This window comes from Streptomyces polyasparticus (genome assembly GCF_014493765.1).
Taxonomy (GTDB): Bacteria; Actinomycetota; Actinomycetes; order Streptomycetales; family Streptomycetaceae; genus Streptomyces; species Streptomyces polyasparticus.
The window spans coordinates 59,509-79,580 of sequence record NZ_JACTVJ010000030.1 but is presented as its reverse complement, the minus strand read 5'-3'; the positions used below and the strand labels follow the sequence as shown (position 1 = coordinate 79,580).

At 70.3% G+C, this 20,072-nt stretch carries 6 protein-coding genes and 1 pseudogene; 3 read left to right on the top strand and 4 right to left on the bottom strand.

Annotated elements, in window-relative coordinates; all coding sequences use genetic code 11:
* Positions 1 to 307: 307 nt before the first annotated feature.
* Positions 308 to 705, top strand: a pseudogene (gene panD, locus H9Y04_RS40910) (aspartate 1-decarboxylase); the annotation flags it as partial.
* A gap of 50 nt (positions 706 to 755) precedes the next feature.
* Here panD and H9Y04_RS40905 read toward each other — a convergent pair.
* The 4 genes from H9Y04_RS40905 to H9Y04_RS40890 all read right to left on the bottom strand — a co-directional run bounded on the left by H9Y04_RS40905 (position 756) and on the right by H9Y04_RS40890 (position 17,280).
* Positions 756 to 9,632, bottom strand: a complete 8,877-nt coding sequence (locus tag H9Y04_RS40905) for a non-ribosomal peptide synthetase (RefSeq protein ID WP_187819328.1) — start codon at positions 9,630 to 9,632, stop codon at positions 756 to 758.
* The gene (locus tag H9Y04_RS40900; RefSeq protein ID WP_187819327.1) at positions 9,629 to 10,432 is read right to left on the bottom strand and encodes a thioesterase II family protein; all 804 of its coding nucleotides are present in this window, start codon (positions 10,430 to 10,432) and stop codon (positions 9,629 to 9,631) included. The genes H9Y04_RS40905 and H9Y04_RS40900 overlap by 4 nt, the downstream gene beginning before the upstream one ends.
* Complete coding sequence (locus tag H9Y04_RS40895) at positions 10,429 to 17,001, bottom strand: non-ribosomal peptide synthetase (RefSeq protein WP_187819326.1); 6,573 nt, start codon at positions 16,999 to 17,001, stop codon at positions 10,429 to 10,431. Before H9Y04_RS40895 ends, H9Y04_RS40900 begins: the two co-directional genes overlap by 4 nt.
* Before the next feature lie 66 nt (positions 17,002 to 17,067).
* Positions 17,068 to 17,280: an MbtH family protein gene (locus H9Y04_RS40890; RefSeq protein WP_187819325.1), complete on the bottom strand. Its 213-nt coding sequence runs from the start codon at positions 17,278 to 17,280 to the stop codon at positions 17,068 to 17,070.
* A gap of 241 nt (positions 17,281 to 17,521) precedes the next feature.
* Here H9Y04_RS40890 and H9Y04_RS40885 point away from each other — a divergent pair, with 241 nt between their 5' ends.
* The gene (locus H9Y04_RS40885) at positions 17,522 to 19,108 is read left to right on the top strand and encodes an MBL fold metallo-hydrolase (RefSeq protein WP_187819324.1); all 1,587 of its coding nucleotides are present in this window, start codon (positions 17,522 to 17,524) and stop codon (positions 19,106 to 19,108) included.
* A complete protein-coding gene (locus H9Y04_RS40880) occupies positions 19,105 to 20,043 on the top strand; it encodes a hypothetical protein (protein WP_187819323.1) in 939 nt (312 codons plus the stop codon). Before H9Y04_RS40885 ends, H9Y04_RS40880 begins: the two co-directional genes overlap by 4 nt.
* Positions 20,044 to 20,072: the final 29 nt, after the last annotated feature.

Below are 20,072 nucleotides of genomic sequence, written 5' to 3'. Positions count from 1 at the left end.
CGCAGCCCCCTCGCCTCGACGGAGACGGCAGCGGGCCGCGCCGGCGGCGGATGCGGTGGCGCCGGATGCCAGCCGCCCGCCCAGGACCATTGCAAGCAGAGCGAGTTCGGTGCCATGGGTGCGCGGACCGAGGGCTGCTCCAGGACAAGTGTGCTCGTCATCGCCTGCTCCGAACCTGCCATACGGGGGGAATACCGGTGCGATAGCCGGGGTGCGGAGACTTCCGCAGGACAGCCGCCACCGGCCGGGCCTGCCCCGTGCACGGTCGGCGCCGTGCACCCCACTCCGCGAATGCCAGGAGGCCAGCGTGTATCGCCAGATGCTGAAGTCGAAGATCCACCGAGCGACCGTTACCGCGGCCTCGCTGCACTACGTCGGTTCCCTCACCCTCGACGCCGATCTCATGGATGCGGCCGGGCTTCTCCCCGGTGAGCATGTGCACATCGTGGACATCAACAACGGGGCTCGCCTGGAGACCTACATCATCGAAGGCGAGCGTGGCTCGGGCACCGTATGCGTCAATGGCGCGGCCGCCCGCCTTGTCCAGCCCGACGACCTGGTCATCATCATCTCGTACGGGCTCATGGACGAGACCGAGGTCAAGGAGATCGAGCCGCGGGTCGTCTTCGTCGACGGGGACAACGCCATCGTGGGGCGCGGGAGCGACCCGGCGGAGAAGTTCCAGGACCTGACCGCCTGAGAACCGTGCGGGAACCGTGCCCTGCACCGGAAGGCTCCGGTGCAGGGCACGGTTGTCATGCCTCACGGCTCCCCGCGATGCCGAGCTCGGCCAGCACATCGCCGATGAAGTCGCCGCCCGCGTCGCCGTTGACCATCAGGACCAGCCCGTGACCGTGCTCCCGGCCGGTGGCCATGAAGCAGCGGAAGCCCGGGGTATTGCCCGCATGGCCGAACCAGGTGTCCGCCGCGGTCGTGGTCACGAAGGCGCCCAGCCCGTACCCGGCGCCGGAGCGTGAGGTGAGCATCTCCTCGGCCGTACGAGGGGAGAGCAGCGCACCGGGCCCGCCGCGGCAGGACCGCAGTATCGCGGCCTCCACCCGGGCCAGGTCGGCCGCTGTCGTCCACAGCCCGGCCGCGGCCAGTTCGCCGAAGGCCCGCCACCGGGCGGGGTCCGGGGAGCCGTCGGCCAGATGGGCGCGGGCAGCCGCGCCCGCAGGCGGTGGAGCGGGCGCGAAGGCGCTGTCCCTCATCTCCAGCGGATCCAGCACGAGCCGCCGCATCAACGGTGCGAAGGCTTCCCCCGTCACGTCCTCGCAGATCTGCTGGATCACCGTGTAGTGGCTGCCGGAGTAGCGGTACCCGCCACCGGGTGCCAGCTCGGCCCGGACCGGCGCCGTCGTGGCGGGCGTCCGCCCGTGGAGCACGTCGGACAGGCTGGGAACCGGCTGCCCGGCCGGCCGTCCCTCGTACCCTGCCTCGCTGAGACCCGCGGTGTGCGAGAGCAGATGACGCAGCGTCAGTGCCGGCCCGGCAACGGAGCCGGGCAGCCGCCAGGAGGTCAGCAGCTCCGCCACCGGCGTATCCAGGTCCAGCACTCCGTCCTCCACGAGCCGCAGGACGCCGAGCGCGGTCACATGCTTGCTGGCCGAACCGGCCTGGAAGACCGTGTGTGCGGTGACCGGTTCGCCGGTGTCCGCGGCAAGGACCCCGCGGGTCCACAGTTCGGAGCAGACGCCGCCGTCCAGCAACGCTGCCGAAACCCCCGGCGGTTGGTAGCGGTCGAAGGCCGCACCGAGCGCCTGCCGCGCCCGTACGCTCCACGATGGCCGCCTGTCCGCCGCCAGGCCTGCGCTCAGCTGTTCCAGCCTGGCCAGGAACGCCAGCGACAGCCGCTCCACCGTCTCCTGCCGGTGCGCCCCGGGGGAGTAGCGCCACTCGATGTGCAGCACGCCGTCGAGTACGCCGACCTCGATCTCCAGCAGATAGGGGCGCCGACCCGCCGGGTCGCGGGTCGTGCCCAGCGAGAAGGGCAGCAGCACGAACGGGGCGGCGGCCGACGAGGGGGTGTCGCCCACCCGCCCGTGGTAGTTGAAACTGATCGGCGCGTGCGGCCGGGCATCGCGCGTTCGCCGCGCCGCGTCCTGTCCGGCCAGAAAACCGGCCACGCCGTGCCCGATGCCGTGGTGCGGCTCGGTGGCGAGCTGCTCGGCGACCGAGGTGAGAGTCTCCGCCGCACCGGCGCCGTCGGTCACGGTCAGTCGTACGGGCCGCAGGGCGGTGAACCAGCCGACCGTTCGTGAGACGTCGATGTCGTCGAACAGGGGCTCGCGCCCATGACCTTCCATGTCGAACCAGGCAGTGTCCGACCCGGTCCAGCGACCGAGCGTCAGAGCCAGCGCCGTGACCAGAGTCTCGTGGACCGTGAAGCCGCGTTCGCGTGCGCGCCGGGTCAGCCGGTCCGTCGCCTGGGCGTCGAGGCTGCTCGTGATGCTGCGCACATCGCCTTCGAGCGGTACCACGTCCCGGTCGTCGACCGGAATCGTCGGCTCCGGCCCGGGCGCTGTCCAGTACGGCAGCTCCGCCGCGAACGCGGGGGACTTGGCGTGTTCACCGAGCCGCTGCGACCACTGCCGGAACGCGGTCGACTTGGCCGGCAGCCGCGGACGCTCACCGGACGCGGCCCTGCCGTAGGCGCTGTTGAGATCGGCCAGCAGAATCGGCATGGAGGCGGTGTCCACCGCAAGGTGGTGCAGCACCACGAGCAGCCGGTCCGGTGCGTGCTGCCCGCGCCGGAACAGCACGGCGTGCAGCAGTGGCCCGTCCGCGAGGTCGAGGCTACGCTGCGCCGCCTCGGCCGACTGCGCCATCCTCCTCTCCTGGTCGCCGGGCGCAAGTTCGGACAGGTCGTCGATGGACAGCAGCGGCCGCTGCTCCGCCTCGGCCGTGTGCTGTGTCCAGCCCTCCGCACGCCGCACCAGCCTCAGCCGCAGCGCGTCGTGGTGCTCCACCAGGGCGCGCAGCGCCTGATCCAGCGCGCTCGCGTCGACGGCCGTACGGCTGTCCAGGAGCAGCGCGCGGTTGTAGTGGTCGTGCCGGATGTCCAGGGAGGTGAACCAGTGCTGAATGGGTGTCAGCGGCGTCTGTCCGCTGACCACGCCCTGCTGCGCGAGCACCACGGGTGCGTGACCGGCGTCCGCGACGGCGGCGGCCAGAGCCCGCACCGTCGTGTGCGCGAAGATCTGGCGGGGGGTGACCGGCAGGCCTTCCCGGCGGGCCCTGGCCATGACCTGCAGCGACAGCATCGAGTCACCGCCGAGTGCGAAGAAGTCGTCCGTGGCGCTCACCGGGCCGCAGCGCAGCACCTCTTCCCAGATCCCGGCCAGGGCCCGCTCGGTACGGTTCGCGGGCGCCTCCTCGGCCGAAACCGCATCGCCGGCTCCGGCCGACGGGGTGGGCAGTGCGGTGCGGTCCACCTTGCCGCCCTGGCTGAGCGGCATGGCATCGAGGACGACCACGACGGCGGGCACCATGTACTCGGGCAGCGACGTGGCCAGGAACGACCGCAGCGCCGCCGGTTCGGGAACAGGCGCGCCCGCGACGGGCACCGCATACCCCACGAGCCGCTTGACCCCATGGTCCGCCCGGGCGACGACCACCGCCTCGGTCACCGCCGGATGGGCGAGCAACTGCGCCTCCACCTCGCCCAGTTCGACCCGATAGCCGCGAATCTTGACCTGGTGGTCGGTGCGGCCGAGGAAGGAGAAGGTGCCGTCCTCCCGCAGGCGGGCCATATCCCCCGTGGCGTACATCCGGCGACCTGCGCCGGCGAAGGGATCCGGCAGGAACCGCTCCCCGGTCAGGGCCGGCTTGCATAGGTAGCCGCGGCCGACGCCGACCCCGCCGATGTACAGCTCACCCGCGATGCCGGGAGGCAGCGGATTGAGGAACTCGTCGAGCACGTACATCCGCAGATTCCCGATGGGCACCCCGATCGGGACGGGCTCCGACGGGTCGAAGGAGTGGTCGATGAGCTGCACCGAGCAGCCGACCACCGTCTCCGTGGGCCCGTACTCGTTGATGATGCGTGCATCCGGTGCCGCCTGCTGCCAGCGGGTGACGGTCTCGGGCCGGACCTCGTCCGCGCCGACGACGAAGGTGCGGACCGAGCGCACACTGCCGTCGTCGACCAGCGCCCGCAGTACGTCCAGATGTCCTGGAGTGATCTTGAGCAGACTGAAGTCACCCGGTGCGCACAGCAATTCGGCCAGTGACGACAGGCTCGGGTCCTTCGGCAGCAGGGTCACATCCTTGCCGCTGATGAACGGCAGGAAGAAGTTCGGCACGGACAGGTCGAACGCGATCGAGCCGAGCATCGGCGCGCCCTTCGCGCCCTGTGTGCCGTAGCCCTCGATGGCCCACCACAGATAGTTGACCACCCCTTGGTGGGGGATCAGCACACCCTTGGGCCGGCCCGTCGATCCCGACGTGTACAGCACATACACCAGGTTGTGCGGACTCACCCCGGACCGCGGCGCGGAATCGGGCTGCCCGGCCAGCAGCCCGGCATCCCGGTCCAGGCACAGGTTCTCTCCACCGAAGCCGGCGGGCAGGGACCCCAGTAGGCGCTCCTCGGTGACGACGATGCCGGCACGGGTGTCCTCGAGGATGTAGCCCAGCCGCTCGGCCGGATGCTCGGGGTCGAGCGGCACATATGCGGCACCCGACTTGAGGACGCCCAACAGGGCGACGAACATCTCCACCGAATGCTCCAGGCACACCCCCACGAGCACCTCGGGCCCCGCCCCCCGCGCGCGCAGCGCGTGCGCCAGCCGGTTGGCCCTGCGGTCCAGTTCACCGTAGGAGATGACCGCACCCTCGGCGGTGACGATGGCGGGCGCGTGCGGAGTGCGGGCGGCCCACTCCTCGAACAGCTCGTGCAGACATGCGTCCGGGAACGGCATGTCCTCGCTGTTCCCGGCTTCCGTCAGGCGCTCGCGCTCACCCGACGACGTGAGCTGGACCAGACCCAGCGGCTGTGCCGCATCGGCCCGGGCGATATTCACCAGCAGCCGTGCGTACTGCCCGAGCAGACGCTCCGCCGTGGCCCGGTCGTAGCGGTCGGCCCGGTGGTTGAGCTTCAGGACCATCCGCTCATGGAGGTTGATGTCGAGGACCAGCGGATAGCCGGTGCGGCTCACCCTCGTCCGGTCCGTCAGCCGCAGATTGTCCGGCACGGGCACGGCGGTGCGCTTGAAGTTCTCGAAGACGACGATGCTCTCGAAGAGCGGCAGCCCGGCCGGCACCGACGAAGCACGCTGGATCTGTGCCAGTGAGTCGGTCTCGTGGTCACGCAGCTCCACGTTGCGCTGATGGATGTCGTCCAGCCAGGAGCCGAGCGGCCGATGGGGATCCATGAGCATCCGTACGGGCAATGTGTTGATCAGCATGCCGACCGCGCGGTCGATGCCTGCGACCGGCGCGGAGCGGCCGGCGACGGTCACACCGACCACGACATCCCGCTCGCCGCTGTGCCGGCCGAGCAGCAGAGCCCAGGCCCCCTGCGCAATGCTGCTGACGGTGACCCGGCGCTTCCTCGCGAACTCGCGCAACTGCGCCGTCTCCTCGTCCGACAGCACCAGCCGCGCGGAGCCCGTGGAACTGCTGCCGCTTTCGCCCCGGCCGGCCGGCAGCGGCGTCGCCGAAGTAAATCCTTGCAGTACGTCCTGCCAGTACGCCGCCGAGTCGTCGGCGGCGGTCGGCGGGCGCACCGCGACGGGTGGCGCGAGTGCCAGGGACACGTCCTGGTCCGGCGTGGTCCGCAGTGCCTGGTAGGCGGCGAGGACATCGCCGAGCACGATCTGCAGACTCCACCCGTCGATCAGGATGTGATGGGCCTGCCACACGAAGCGATGGGAGTTCGCCCCCGTGCGGGCCAGGGCGAACCGCAGCGGCGGTTCGGCCGCCACGTCGAACGGGCGGGCCGCCTGCTCGCGCATCCACTCCTCCACCGCGGCGGCCGGGGCCCCGCGCAGGTCGGTGCGCGTGAACGGTGCCGTGTACGACCGCCGCACCAGTGCGAGCGGCTGTGACTGGTCCTCCCAGAGGAACTGCGTGCGCAGCGCCGGGTGCCGCGCCGTCTGCAGGCGCCAGGCCTGCACGAACGCCTCGGCGTCCAGCGGGCCTTCGATGTCGAACGCGAATTGCTGGACGTACTCCCCGGCTTCCCCGCCGTCATCCGCGAGCGTGTGGAAGAGCATGCCGGCCTGAAGAGGCGAGGCCGGATGCACCGCCTCGAAGTCGGTGGGGTCGATGCCGGATATCCCCGTGAGCAGGCCGAGACCCTCGTCCGCCCGATCGGCGGAGTGTTCCTCGCCGGAGCCGGAGCCGGAGCCGGAGCCGGAGCCGGAGCCGGACCCGGCATCGGAGCCGGCTTCGGGCAACGCGGCGAGTTCGGCGGCGAGTTCGGCGACCGTCTGGTGGCTGAACAGATGGCGGGGCAGCATTGCGAGGCCCGCGGCCCTGGCCCGCGCGACGATATGGATGGACATCATCGAGTCGCCGCCGTGATCGAAGAAGTTGTCGTGCACGCCGACCCGGTCGACGCCGAGCACCTGGGCCCAGATGTCGGCCAGGGTTCGCTCCTGCACGGTCCGCGGCGGGGCGTACGGCTGTTCCACGGCGGCGCGCAGCCCCGTGGGCTCGGGCAGCGCCCTGCGATCGATCTTGCCGCTCGCGGTCATCGGCATCCGGTCCAGCGTCACGATCACCGCCGGGACCATGTAATCGGGCAGTGCGCGGCGCAGGTCGGTGCGCAGCGCGTCGGTGTCCGGCGCACGGTCGGCGGCCGGAGCGACATAGCCGATCAGCCGTGCGCTTCCCGCTGTCTCCTTGACCACCACGGCCGCTTGCCCGACTTCGGCGGCGCGCAGCAAACGGGCCTCGATCTCTCCCGGTTCGATGCGATGCCCCCGGATCTTGATCTGGTGGTCGGTACGGCCGAGGTATTCGAGGCTGCCGTCGCCGCGCAGCCGTCCCGCGTCACCCGTGCGGTACAGGCGGCTGCCGGGCTCGCCCAGGGGATCCGGCACGAAGCACAGTGCGGTCATCCCTGCCCGCTGCAGATAACCGCGGCCGAGGCCGACCCCGCCGATGCAGATCTCGCCCGCGACACCGGGCGGTACCGGTCGCAGTGCCGAGTCCAGTACGTGCACCCGCATGTGGTCGATGGCGCGCCCGAGAGGGACGCTGCCGCCCGCAGGCCGTACACGTTGCGCGCACGCCCATACCGTCGTCTCGGTGGGCCCGTAGACATTCCACACGTCGTCGGCACGCTCAAGCAGATCCGAGGCCAGTTGAGGGGACAGGGCCTCGCCGCCGCACAGCACCCTGAGTCCGGCCGAGCCCTTCCAGCCCGCGGCCAGCAGCAGACGCCAACTCGAGGGAGTCGCCTGGACGACGGTCGCGCCGTTGGCGCGCAACCAGGCATCCAGTTGGTAGCCGTCGGTGACGGCGTCACGGGGAACCATGGCCACCCGCCCGCCCGTCACCACCGGCAGGAACAGCTCCACGAACGCCGGGTCGAAGGAGACAGTCGCCAGGCCGGCCATCACGTCGGAGGGGCCGAACCCGGTGATCCGCGCGAACGCCCGCAACTGGTTGACCAGCGAGCGGTGTTCGATCTGTATGCCCTTCGGCCGGCCCGTGGAGCCCGAGGTGAAGGCGGCATAGGCGAGCTGGTCCGCCGTGGCGGCCGGCGGGAGGTCGCCATCGCCATCGCCGTTGCCGTCGTCCGTCAGCTCGTCGAGCGGCACAAGGGGCAGCCCCAAGCCGTCCACCATCGAAGCCGTCGAGCGGTGGGTGACAAGGGCGGCGGGCCGCGCGTCCTCAACGGTGTGCCGCAGCCGTTCGACGGGATGCGCCGGATCCAGCGGCACGAATGCGGCGCCGGCCTTGAGCACCCCGAGCAGGCCCACCAGCAGGTCACGGCTGTGCGGGAGACAGACACCCACGAACTGCTCGGACCCGATCCCGCGTTCGCGCAGCGCCCTGGCCAGCCGGTTGGCGCGGCGGTTGAGCTGGTCGTACGAGTAGGACCCGTGGGCGTCGGATACGGCGACGGCATCGGGCGTGCGCCGCACCTGCTGCTCGAACAGTTGTGGTACGCACAGTTCGCCGAGCGGCTCTTGATGCGGTGAGGCGGCAGCGGCGACCACCTGGGCGAGTTCGCTGTCGCGCATCAGGCGCAGTTCACCCACCGGAGCCGATGGCCGCTCCACCACCTGCTCCAGCAGGAACTCCAGGCGTTCGCACAGGCTGCGCACCCGGTCGGCGTCGAACAGATCCGTGGAGTAGGAGAGTTCCAGGTGCACCGTGTCCCCGCGCCGGACCGTGTGCAGGGTGAGATCGACCTTGGCGGACGATTCGTCCGTGGGGACCTCGCTCACCTCGACGCCGGGCAGCCGCCACTGCTCCTCCTCGCCCTCGAAGTGCTGGAACAGCACCTGGAACACCGGGTTGACCGAGGGGTCGCGAGCGATCCGCAGATCGGTGACGACCTGCTCGAACGTCACGTCCTGGTGGTCGAGCGCCCCCAGCATCCGGGTGTGCGTCTGCCGCAGTACGTCGGTGAACAGCGGGGTGTCCGTGAAGTCGGCCGTGATCGCGACGGTATTGGCGAACAGACCCGGGACCGATTCCACATCGGCATGGGTACGGCCCGACACGAGCGAGCCGATCGCGAAGCGGTTCTGCCCGCTGTGCCGGTGCAGCAGCACGGCGAATGCCGCGAGCAGGGTGGAGGATTCGCGGACCCGATGGGTGTCGCTCAGCTCGCGCAGCCGGGCGGCGAGAGCGGCCGGAAGGGTGTGGACCAGGGACGCGCCGCGGTGACTGGGCTCCCGCGGGCGCTCCCGGTCGGTCGGCAGTGCGAGAACGGGTGGGAGCCCGGACAACTCCGAGCGCCAGTACGACAGTTGCTGCTCACCGAGCGGCCCGCTCAGGCGTGCCGTCTGCCAGCGCGCGAAGTCCGCGTACTGCACCCGTGCCGGGCTGAGGGCCGGCGCACGGCCTGTCACGCGGCCGGTGTAGAACTCCCCGAGCTCCCGGCTGAGCAGCGAGAGTGTCCAGTAGTCGGAGCAGATGTGGTGCATGGACAGCTGCAGCAGATGGTCCTCGGGGCCCATGGCGATCAGTTGCGCCCGGAACACCGGGCCGCTTCCCAGGTCGAACGGGACAGCCCTGCGCTCCTTGGTCAGGGCCAGGGCCGCTTCGAAACGCTCCGCAGGCGCGCGTTCCGTCAGATCCATGATCTCGAACGCGGCTCCGGCGGCCGGGGCGACGACCTGCACAGGGGTGTCGTGCAGGGCGTAGCGGGTGCGCAGGATCTCGTGACGTTCCACCAGGTCGTCGAGGGCGCCGCGCAGGGCGTCGTGGTGCAGGGGTCCACGCAGCCGCAGCAACCGGTTGATGGTGTAGACGCTCTTGTCGTCGAGTAATTGGTCGATCACCCACAGCCCGTGCTGGGCGGGGGAGAGGGGTGCGGGTCCCTCGGGCCGGGCGCCGGCCGGAATGCCGGGATCGGCTGCGGCGAAGCCGCGCAGCCGCTGCTCCAGCAGGGCGCGCTTGGCGGCGGACAAGGTTCCGCGGTCGGGGGCGACGGGCACGGTCGTCATGTGCGGTCCTTCGGTCCGGTGTCCTTGACGGTGTGCAGGGCGTCGGTGAGGTCGAGAACGATGTCGTGAACGACATCGGCCTGCCGCTGCCGGGGGAAGGCATGGCCGCCTGGGTGGCTGCGCAACTGGAAAGTGCCTGTGGTGTGTTCGCCCCAGGCGAGCATTTCCGCCGATGTGGTCAGCGGGTCACTGGTGCCTTCCAGGGCGGTGACAGGGCAGGTCAACAGCGGTCCGGGGCGGAAGGAGTAGCTCTCCACGATCCCCAGATCACCGCGCAGAGCCGGTTCGATCAGTTCGATCAGCTCGGGATGGTCCAGGGCCTCGGGCGGATTGCCGCCGAGGGCGGCCAGCGTCGCGACGATTTCCTCGACGGGCTGGTCGCTCAGCTTCCGCAGCCGGGGCCCGCGGGGTGGCGCGGGACAGCCGGAGACCAGCAGCCGCAGCGGCGGCCGGCCGCGCGCGGTGAGCTCACGCGCCAGTTCGTAGGCGATCAGCGCACCCATGCTGTGGCCGAAGAGGGCGTACCGGGCGGATGCCGCCAGGGCCTCGATGGCCGGCAGCGCCTGTTCCACCACCGCGTCCATCGTGTGTACGGGCTCGTCGGAGATCCGTGATTCCCGGGCGGGCAGGAGCACCGGCAGCACGGCGAGCCAGGGTGGCGCGAACCGCCGCCATGGCCGGTAGTAGCTGGCACCCGCGCCGGACGGCGGCAGGCAGACCAGCGGGGTCTGGCCCGGTAGCACGTCGTCAGGCAGCCAGGGCGACTTCGCGGCCGGGTGCCGCGTCCGTACGGTGCTCATGCCGAGCCTCGCTGTGCCTGCTGCGCGTCCGGCCGCAGGGCCGCACCCTCCGGCAGGGCCGCACTATCTGGCAGGGCCGCGCCCTGCGACATCGCCTCCGCCTCCGACAGGGCCTCGATCTCGGCGAGTACGAGCTCTTCGACCTTCGCCGCACAGCTGCGCACCGTCGGATGTTCGAAGAGCAGACTGAGCGGCAGAGCCGTGCCGAAGGCGCTGCGCATCCTTGCGATGGCCCGGGTCGCCAGCAGGGAATGCCCGCCTGCTGCGAAGAAGTCCGCGTCGATGTCCAACTCGGTCAGCCCCAGCACGTCCTGCCAGCCGGCCGCCACGACTTCCTCCACCGGAGTGCGCGGTGCGGTGCGCACCGGCGCGGTCTCGGTCCGCAGGGACGGCGGTGGCAGGGCACGTCGGTTCAGCTTGCCGCTCGGGTGGCGCGGCAGCTTCTCCAGCAGGGTCAGCGAGGCGGGCACCGCGTACCGCGACAGCCGCTGCGCCGCGAAGGCCAGTACCTCGCTCACGCTCGGCGCAGCCCCGTGGACGGTGGTCGCGTACGCGGCCAGCCGTTTGTCTCCGGGTGTCGGCTCCCAGGTCATGGCGAGACATTCGCTGACGCCCGGGTGCGCACGGATCGCCGCCTCGACCTCACCCAGTTCGATCCGCACCCCGCGGATCTTGACCTGGCCGTCGGAGCGGCCCAGGAACATGATCGAGCCATCGGCGCGCCGACGCCCGTGATCCCCGGTGCGGTACAGCCGTTCGCCGGCCCGGAAGGGGTGCGGCACGAAGGCCTGCGCGGTGCGCCCGGGATCGCCGAGATAGCCGCGCGCCAGGCCGGGCCCACCGATGTGGATTTCGCCGGGGACGCCCACCGGTACGGGTTCCAGATGCTCGTCGAGCACATACACCTCGTTGTTCTCCATCGGCGGGCCGATCGGTACGGAAGCTCCGGGCAGCCCCGGATCCTCGGGTCCGCACACATGCGCCGTCGAGTCCACGGAGGCCTCGGTGAGCCCCCAGGCGTTCAGCAGCAGGACCCGGTCGCCGAATCGCCGGCGGAAGCGGCCCACCAGATGCGGTCCGAGTGCCTCCCCGCTGGAGCCCACGCTGCGCAGCGCGGGCAGGCTCGGGGCGCCGGGGGCGTCCAGGCAGTCCAGGAACGGGCCGAGCATGCTGGGCACGAACTGGATGTGTGAGACGGCGAATTGCTCGGCCGCGCGCACGATGGCCTCCGGGTCGCGGTGCTCTCCCGGAGCCATCAGCGCCACCCCTGCGCCGTGCAACAGCGGCCAGAACAGCTCGACGGCCGAGGGGTCGAAGACGGTGGTGGTCTTGTGCAGCACCGTCTCGCCGGGTCGCAGCGCGATGATCCGCTGCATCCACGCCATGCGATTGACCCAGCCGGTGTGGGTGCATCCCACGGCCTTGGGCTTGCCTGTGGAGCCCGAGGTGAAGAGAACAGCGGCGAGCTGGAACGGATCCACCCGCACGTCCGGCGCGGTCGGGGGGTGGTCCTGCCACACATCCGCCGTCCAGGCGAGCGGCGTGGTGGCCGTCCCGTCGAGCTGCCCGGCCAGGTCCGGCCGGACCAGGCACAGCGGTGCCCCGACCTCCGCGAGCAGCGTGCGCACCCGCTCGGTGGGCGTTTCCGTCTCGATCGGGACGTAGGCGCCGCCGGCTTTGAGCACGCCGAGCAGAGCCGCGAGCGTTTCCGGTGCACGGTCGAGGAGCAGCGCGACGGGAGTCTCGGCGCGCACACCGCGCCGGATCAGTTCGCGGGCGATCCGATTGGCGTTGTCGTCCAGTTGCCGGTAGCTCCAGCTGACCCGTCCGTCGGTGACGGCGACGGTGTCGGGTGTACGCAGCGCCTGTCGGGCGAACAGTTCGTGCAGCGCGAGCTGCGGATACGCCACGGGCGGCGGCGCCGCGCAGACGAGGGCTCGGTCCCGTCCGGGTTCGGTCAGCAACGAGACCCGGCTGACGGGCAGATGCGGGGCATCGACCACGGATCGCAGCAGCACGTCGAAGTGCTCCGCCAGCCGTTGCACCGTGGCCGGGTCGTACAGCTCGGTGTCGTACTCCAGCTCTCCGGCGAGACCCGTCGCGGTGCGCTCCAGAGACAGCGTCAGGTCGTATTTGGACACCATCGCCGTCTGCGGCATCTCGGTCACGGCCAGATCCGCCGCCATGCGCTGCGCGTCCGCGTTGCGTTCGACCAGTTGCAGCATCACCTGGAACAGCGGGGTACGCGACAGGTCGCGCTCCGGCTTCAGCTCCTCGACCAGGCGCTCGAACGGCATGTCCTGATGCGCGTACGCTTCCACCGCCGTGTCCTTGGCCCGCTCCACAAGGGTGCGGAACGTCGGGTCGCCCGAGACGTCACCGCGCAGCACCAGCATGTTGATGAAGCAGCCCACGAGGTCCTGGGCCGCGCGGTGGCCACGCCCGTGGACGGTGGTGCCGATCGTGATGTCGCTGCGGCCGGTGTACTTCGAGAGCAGCAGCTGGAAGGCGGCCAGCAGCGTCATGAACAAAGTGGCGCCCTGCTCACGGCCCAGCCGCTCCACCTGCTCGGTCAGTGCACGGTCGAGGTTGAAGCGGATCGACGTTCCGTTGCCGGTACGTTGTGCAGGCCGCATCCGGTCGGAGGGCAGCTCCAGAGGGATCGAGCCCGCGAGCGTGTCCTTCCAGTGGTCGAGCTGTTGCCGGATCTGCTGCTGGCGCTCGGGGGACTCCTGCCAGGCGGTGACATCGGCGTACTGCACCGTCAGCGGCTGCGGCTGCGGGCCCACGGAACGGGCGGCCGCGTACAGGGCGCAGAGATCGTCGATGAGCACGCCCGCGGACATGGCGTCGGTGGACATGTGGTGGACGGTCAGGCACAGCAGATGCGTGTCGTCGCCCAGCCGTGCCAGACGTACACGTACCGGCAGCTCGGCCGCCGGATCCAGCGGCAGCAGCACTTCCGCGCGCAGAAGTTCCTGCGCCCGTTCCTCGCTGTCCGGCCCACAGAGGTCGACGCGCTCGACAGGAACCGGCTGGGGCGCGTTGATCACGCACAGGGGCTCGCCGTCCACCACGGTGACGCAGGTACGCAGCGTCTCGTGCCGTTCGATCAGCCCGTCCAGCGCTGTGTGCAGCGCCGTCTCGTCCAGGGGGCCGTGCAGTCGCAGCGCGAAGGGCACCATGAACTCCGAGCGGGTCGCGGAGAGCTGGTCCAGGAACCAGAGCCGGCGCTGACCGGAGGAGAGCGGCACGGGACCTGAGCGGTCGATCCGCTCGACGGCAACGGACGCCGGGTCGGGCGCGGCATCCGCGGCGTCGGCGGTCACCCGCCGCGTGAACGAGGCGATGGTGGGATGCCGGAACAGGTCGCGTAGCAACTGCGCCCCGCTGGTGCCGGGAAAGACGTTGACCGCCTCCTGGACGATCCTGGCCGCCCGCAGGGAGTGGCCGCCGAGCGAGAAGAAGTCGTCGTGGATGCCGATGTTCTGCGCGCCCAGTACCTTCTCCCAGATGCGCGTCATCAGCTGCTCGGCGGCGCTGCGTGGCGCCTCGGGCTCAGTGGTGGCCCGGTCGTGTCCGCTCACCGGCTTCGGCAGGGCGGCTCGGTCCAATTTGCCGTTGGTGGTGAGCGGTACGGCGTCGATCCGCATGGCAACGGTGGGGACCATGTACTCGGGCAGTGACTGGGCCAGGAACCGGCGCAGCGTCGCACTGTCCACGGCCGAAGCGTCGACGTCCGCCCTCGGCACCCAGTAGGCGACCAGCAGCGGGTCACCGGCGACGTCCTCGCGTACCAGCGCCACGGCCTCTCGAACGGCCTCGTGGCGCAGCAGCGCGTTCTCCACCTCGCCCAACTCGATACGGAATCCCCTGAGTTTGACCTGATGGTCGCAGCGGCCGTGGAACTCCAGCAGCCCGGCACTGTTCCAGCGGGCCAGATCACCAGTGCGGTACAGCCGGCCACCCGGCTCCGGGCCGAACGGATCGGGTACGAACCGGTCGGCGGTCAGCCCGGGCCGGCCCAGGTAGCCGCGGGCCACCCCGTGCCCGCCGATGTACATCTCACCGACCGTTCCCGGCGGGAGGGGCCGCAACTGTTCGTCGAGGACGAAGATGCGCGCGTTGCCGGCGGGCGCGCCGATCGGTACCGGTCCCGAGGCGAGCTCCTGCGGGATCTCGTAGGTGGTGCAGTAGACCACCGCCTCGGTCGGTCCGTACTCGTTGACGAATCGGGCGGCCGGCGCGAGCTTGCGCCACGCTGCGATCGACTCGGCGTGCAGCTGTTCGCCGCCCAGGATGACGGTGCGCAGCGAGTCGAGGCGGGCACCCGGCGCCATACGGGCGCGCAGCGCCTCCAGATGGGACGGGGTGAGCTTCAGGACCGCGAAGTCCCGCCCCGGCTCCTGGAGCACCTCTGCCAAGTGGTCCAGGGTGTTGCGCTCGGACAGGAGCTCCACCTGGCGCCCGCTGAGCAGGGGCAGATACAGCGGGGTCACCGTGAAGTCGAAGCTCAGCGGCGAGTGCACCGGGCTGCCGTGTGCGCCACCGCGGTCGAAGTCGACTGCCGCGCCCAGGACATGGTTGGTCAGGCCCCGGTGGGTGACCGCGGTGCCCTTCGGATTCCCGGTGGTCCCCGACGTATAGATGACATAGGCCAGTTGGTCCGGGTCGACGGGGAGCGCGGGATCGCTGTCCGCTGTCGGCGGCAGCGGCAGGTCCAGGCAGATGATCTCCCCGTCGATGTCGTAGGGGACCCGGGGCGCCAGGATGCTGTCGGTGATCACCACGGTCGGTGACGCGTCGGACAGCATGAACGCGATCCGCTGGTCCGGACAGTTGGTGTCGACCGGCAGATACGCGCCGCCGGCCTTCAAGGCGCCCAGAGCGCCGGCCACTTGGTCCGTCGAGCGCTCCAGGACGATCGCCACGATCGACTCCGCACCCACCTCGCGCTCGCGCAGCAGATGGGCGATCCGGTTCGCCCGCGCATTGAGCTCGCGGTACGTGACACTCCGGGTGCCGTCCACCACGGCGATCGCATCGGGCGTGCTGCGCACCTGTGTCTCGAAGAGCGCCGGAAGCCCGGTGAAGGTGTAGGGGCGCCCGGTGTCGTTCCAGCCCCGCAGCACATCGTGCCGCTCCTCAGGGGTGAGCGTCGTGACCGCTGACAGCGGCAGCTGCGGATCGGCGAGGACGTCGGTGAGCACGCCGGTGAATGCCTGCTGCAGTCGCCGTACGCTCGCACGGTCGAACAACGCGCTGCGGTACTTCCAGTAGCCGCGCAGCGTCGCGCCGCTCTCGACGAACGACACCGTCAGATCGAGTGAGGCCGCATCGTGGAACAACTGATCCTCGTGCACTTCCAGGCCAGGGAGCACGAGGTCGTCCTGCGGCGGGTTGTGCAGCTGGAACAGCACCTGGACCAGCGGCTGACGCCCCGGCTCACGGGCCGGGGCAAGCTCCTCGACGACTCGCTCGAACGGGGTGTCCTGATGCACCATCCCGTCGAGGACGGTCCGTCGCACCTGTGCCAGCAGTTCCCGGAACGACGGATCCGCTGATACGTCGATACGCAGGCCGAGCGTGTTGACGAAGAACCCGATCAGGCCCTCCCATTCGGGCTGGGAACGACCCGCCACCGGCACACCGACGACGAAGTCGTCCTGACCGCCACGCCTGGCGAGCAGCACCGAGAACGACGCAAGGAGCACCATGAACAGGGTGCAGCCCTCGCTCCGGGCCAGTTCCCTGGCCCGCTCGACGGTCTCGGCCGGGATGTCGAAGGCGATCGTCTCCCCTTCGAACCCGGCATCGGCGTCAGGAGCCCGGTCGAAAGGCAGTCGCAACGCCGCCGGGGCGTCGGAGAGTTGGGACCTCCAGTACGCCATGTGCTCCGCAGACCCGTCGCTCACCTCGCGCGTGCGCTGCCACTGCGCGAAGTCCGCGTACTGCACCGTCGGCTCCGGCAGCGGAGAAGGACGACCACGGCTGAACGCCCGGTACAGGGCGCTCAGTTCACGCTTCAGTACCAGTTCCGACCATCCGTCGGCGACCGCGTGATGAAGGCACAGCACCAGCAGGTGATCGTCGTCGCCGAGCCGGATCAGCTCCCAGCGGACTGCCGGCGCCTCGTCCAGGCGGTACGGCAGCGCTGCCAGCTCCCGCGCACGTGCGTACGCGGCGGCTGCCGGATCGGCCACGCCGGACAGATCCGACCGGGCGAGCCGTCCGGGAACGTGCACCACCTTCTGCACGAGATGCTCGCCGCCGGCTCCGTACACCGTGCGCAGCACTTCGTGCCGCCGCTCCAGCTCGGTGATCGCCTGATCGAGCGCATCGGCCGACAGCGCGCCACGCAGCCGGTAGGCGTACGCGAAATTGTTCACCGAGGCGTCCGGAGCCAACTGCTCGACCAGCCACATGCGTTCCTGACCGAAGGACAGCGGAGCCTCGGCCGAATCGCGCGGCCGGATCCCGCCGGACGCGGGCCGGTTGCGACGCGCCTGCAGCCGCTGCACCAAAGCGGCATCCTGGTGCTCGGGCCGGGATGACTCCTGTACGCCCATCACTGATCTCCGTTTCCGGGGCGGCCGACATGACACGTAGGTCGTGCGGATGTGCGGAGCCGCGATCTAGGAGGCGTCGGCCATCCGGCGGCGCAGACTCAGCGGGCGCATGTCCACCCACACGTCCTCGATGCGCGTCAGGCACACCTCCTTGGGCCCCGTGGTGCCCTCCGCCGACCATCCGTCGGGCAGTTCCCGCCCGGCCGGCCAGATCGAGTACTGCTCCTCGTGGTTCACGACCACCTGGTACACGGGCGTCTGCGGCTGAGACTCGTTCATGACCGAAGTCCTTCCGATACATCGGGGGCCCGACGGGGCGGCCGGGCAATGGCGACCCGGCCACCGTGACGAGGCGCTCTATCGCTTCGCATTTGCGCGGCCATCGCACGCGGATAGCCGGTGAAAGGAGCGGCGATATGGCGGTGAGCGACGCTCAGCGGCGTAGTCAGTCAGTCCGCGCCTGCTCCGCCGGGGTCCAGCACACCGGTACGCAGCGGCCCCAGCCATCCGAGGTGATGAGATGCGCGATGAGTTGCTGTACGTGAAGCCGAACATCCGAATCGAGGGACTGCTCAACCGGTTCTGCGCCTGGCTGCATGTGTACGCGCCGGTGCCGGCCGCCATGAATCTGGCGAGCCTTCACATGCCCATGCTCGACTCCTTCGTCGAGCACCCCCAGGTGCACGTCGACGCCGTCGCCAATCCGCAGATGAAGGGCAGCTTCTTCATCAATGCCGACGTCTCGCGGGCCGACGAGATCCGTGAGCTGCGCGACGACATCCGCAAGGAGAACGCCGCGGCGCTCGCCTTCGCGGACGCGGTGGCGAAGGCGGAGAACCTGCTGCGCACCCAGGCCACCGGCTACGACCTGACCCCGCTCTACGCCCAGCTGCCCGAAGAGCTGCACGGAGCCGTCGAGCTCGTCTACGACATCAACAACCACCCGCAGCTGCGTTTCATGGAGGCGATGCTGTACCGCAGCGACATTCACCGCCCCGACCGCCAGTCCATCGATCTCAGCCTGGACGACGGCAGTGAACCACCCTTCGCGCTCAGTACCCCGCGGCTGCCGGGGCCCGGGCATCTGCAACTGCCGCTCCAGCTGCGCCATACCGGCATCGACGAGTTGTTCGCGCTACGGGACAAGCCCCGCAGGCTCGGCGAGATCGCCGACAGCCTGGAGATCACCTCCGAGGAAGACGCGCGGCAGCTCCGTACCCTGCTCACCCCCGAGCCGACACCGGTCGCGGACCGCGACGTCACCTCCGGCGGCCGCATCCGCTACTTCGGGCACGCCTGTCTGCTGCTGCAGAGCCCCACGGTCTCCATCATGGTGGACCCTTTCATCAGCTCGCATCACGCGGCCGGCGACCGGTTCACCTACACCGACCTGCCCGACCACGTCGACTATGTCCTCATCACCCACGGCCACCAGGACCATGTGGTGCCCGAGACGCTGCTGCAGATGCGCGGCCGCATCGGAACCGTGGTCGTACCGCGCAATGGCGGCGGCCACCGCCAGGACCCCTCACTGCGCCTCTTCCTGGAGAGCCTCGGCTTCACCGTGCGCGAGGTCGACGACTTCGACGAGCTGACCTTTGAGGGCGGCAGCATCGTCGCCACCCCGTTCCTCGGCGAGCACTGCGACCTCGACGTGCGCGCCAAGTCGACCTACATGATCCGGCTCGCGGGCAAGAGCGTCTTCGTCGGAGCCGACTCCTCCGGCCTGGACCGGCAGCTCTACCACCGAATCCGCCGCGCCCTGGGTCCCGCCGACTACGGCTATCTCGGCATGGAGTGCGACGGTGCCCCGCTCACCTGGTTGTACAGCTCGCTGTTCACCCAGCCGGTGCCCCGCAAAATGAGCATCACCCGAAAACTCTCCGGATCCAACGCCGCTCAGGCACTGGGCATCGTGGAGGAACTGGGCATCAAGCACGCCTATGTGTACGCCATGGGCCAGGAGGACTGGCTCCAGCACATCATGGCCACCAGCTACACACCGGAGTCGTACCAACTCCAGCAGGTGGCCGAGTTCCTCGACGGCTGCAAGGAGCGGGATGTGCAAGGCACGCACCTGCTGGTCCGTCAGGAGACCCGCTGGTGAACGGACTTGAGGTACGCCTCCTCCTCGACACCGGACCCACGGCGGGAGAAGTGGCCGAGCTCCGGCGGCGCTTCGACGCACTCGGCATGAGCGCCACGGCGGAAGGCCACTCCTATGGTGGCCCGCCCCCGACGTCTGCGTTCCTCATCGTCGTCAACGCCCCGCTGTCCCCCTTTCTCGACCGCTTCGCCCAGCAGCCGGGTGGCGCCGAGCGGCTGCGCTCGCTCGTGGCCCATCTGTTGTCCCTACGCGCGGACTCCCGCCGCTGGGGACGCCCGCACGGAGTGCGGCTGGAGGACGCGGCCACCGGCCTGGCCGTCTCCCTCACCCATGAACTACCGCGCGAGGCGTATACGGCGCTCCTCACCGCAGACCTGTCGGCATTCGACCACGGGTCCTCGCCCATGGACGTGCGCTGGGACGTCCGGCTGGCCCGCTGGAGCGCACATTTCACCACCTCGCCGGTGGCGGTGGCCCGGCGGCTGCCGCTGCGCCGGGGAGAGGCCGCGGCAGAGCCTGCGGCCCGCGGTCTCGACGAGCAACGCACCCGGGAGCTGTGGCAGTTGGTGGAGCGTTCCGGTTCCGCCGTCGCCTGGCAGCGCGCCTCCATCGTGCTGTGGAACCGACTTGGCTGGAGCACCTGCGCCATCGCCACCCGCACGCTTGTGAGCAAGGACCGCATACGCGCCGTCATCCGCAACTTCAACCGTGACGGCTTCGACTCCTTCCGGATCGGCTACGGCGAAGGTGAGCCGGTCGCGCCCACCGCGGCGGAGGAACGGGAGGCGGCCGCGGTGGTACGCAGTTCACCGCGGGACTTCGCTGTCGAGCGGGAGTCGTGGGATGCGACCTCGCTCGCCGAGTGCCTGGTCGGCTCCGGAATCGCCGACGATGTCGACCCCAAGTGGCTCGAGACCCTGCTTGCCGACAGCTGACGCACGACCCGGGAACCGTATGACTGTGC